A 1,757-nucleotide genomic window follows, 5' to 3' on the forward strand; every position below is an offset into this window, starting at 1 on the left:
ACCGCATCCTCGGCGCCGATGACGCACCGGTCACCATCATTGAGTATTCCTCACTGACCTGCCCGCATTGCGCCAGCTTCCATCGCGGCACCCTGCCGCAGGTGAAGGCCGAGTGGATCGACACCGGCAGGGCACGCCTGGTCTATCGCCACTATCCGCTGGATCAGCTGGGGTTGCGGGCCGCGGCGGCGGCCAATTGCATTGAGGGTGACGGCTTCTTCGGCTTCATCGAGGTCCTGTTCCAGAATCAGCAGAGCTGGAGCCGCAACGAAGATCCGATCGGCGCCTTGCAGAAACTGGCCGGCCTCGCCGGCCTGAGCCCGGCAGCCTTCGAAGCCTGTATCACCGACGAGGCTGAGATCACCCGGATTCTCGAGGTCCAGACCGACGGGCGGGACAGATATGAGGTTGCTTCGACTCCGAGCTTTGTGGTCAACGGCCAGCGTGTCGTCGGCGCGCGCGGCTACGACGAGTTCAAAACCGTCCTGGAGCAGTTTGCGCCGGAGACTTGAGGACCGGCGATTGATCGCCGGGGCCATCAGCGGGGGATTTATGGTCGCAGGTATTACGGCAGGGGAGGAATAGCCGGGCGTGGTGCAGTTCACCAAGCTTCGCTTGAGCGGATTCAAGTCTTTTGTCGATGCGACCGAGCTGTCCATCGAGCCGGGCATGACCGGTGTCGTCGGCCCCAACGGCTGTGGCAAATCGAACCTTGTCGAGGCCCTGCGCTGGGCCATGGGCGAAACCTCGGCCAAGAGTATGCGCGGCAAGGAGATGGACGACGTCATCTTCGCCGGCAGCGCCAATCGCCCGTCGCGCAACGTGGCCGATGTGACGCTCTACCTGAATAACGACCAGCGCAAGGCGCCGGCGATGTTCAACGATTACGACGAGATCGAGGTCACCCGCCAGATCGACCGCGGCTCCGGTTCGACCTACCGGGTGAACGGCAAGGAAGTCCGGGCGCGCGACGTCCAGCTGCTGTTTGCCGATGCCGCGACCGGCGCCCATTCCACCGCCCTGGTCAGCCAGGGACGGATCGGCGCCCTGATCAACGCCAAGCCGGCCGACCGCCGCTCCCTGCTGGAGGAGGCGGCTGGGATCACCGGCCTGCATTCCCGCCGCCACGAGGCCGAGTTGCGCCTGCGTGCGGCGGAGACCAACCTGGAGCGGCTGGACGATGTCATCGCGACGCTGGAAACCCAGCTTCAGGGCCTGAAGAAACAGGCCCGCCAGGCGACGCGCTACCGCAACGTCAACGATCATATCCGCCGTTCCGAGGCCATCGTCCTGCATCTGGAAGGCCAGGAAGCGAAAGAAGCGCTGGCATCGGCGGAAGCGGCCTATGGCGAGGCGGAAAAAGCCGTCGCCGAGGTGACCCAGACCGCCGCCGCCCGCTCCAGCGAGCAGGCCGAAGCGGCCTCCGCCCTGCCCGCCCTGCGCGACGCCGAGGCGGAAGCCGCCGCCGCGCTGCAGCGCCTGAACGTCGACCGCGACACCCTGGACCGCGAAGAAGCCCAGGCGAAGGAAGCCAAGACACGGGCCGAGGAGCGCCTCGCCCAGTTGCTGGGAGACCGCAGCCGGGCTGAGAGCCTGGCCGGCGACGCCCAGGCGGCGCAGGAACGGCTGGAAGGGGAACGCAAGACCCTGACCCAGGCCGCAGAGGGCGAACGCGAAGCCCTGGCCGCCGCCGAGGCGGAGCGAGCCACCGCCGCCACCAAGACCCAGGAACTGGAACAGTCCCTCGCCGCGGTTAC

2 protein-coding genes are annotated in these 1,757 nt (G+C 66.9%); both read left to right on the forward strand.

Annotation, left to right across the window (positions count from 1 at the left end):
• A partial coding sequence (locus Q0996_RS17115; protein ID WP_299622413.1) for a DsbA family protein occupies nt 1–512 on the forward strand: 512 nt, incomplete at its 5' end.
• A 79-nt stretch (nt 513–591) separates the two neighbouring features.
• On the forward strand, nt 592–1,757 hold a 1,166-nt coding region (locus Q0996_RS17120; protein ID WP_299622415.1), incomplete at its 3' end, for an AAA family ATPase.

Source organism: Pelagibius sp., assembly GCF_028289705.1.
Lineage (GTDB): Bacteria > Pseudomonadota > Alphaproteobacteria > Kiloniellales > Kiloniellaceae > Pelagibius.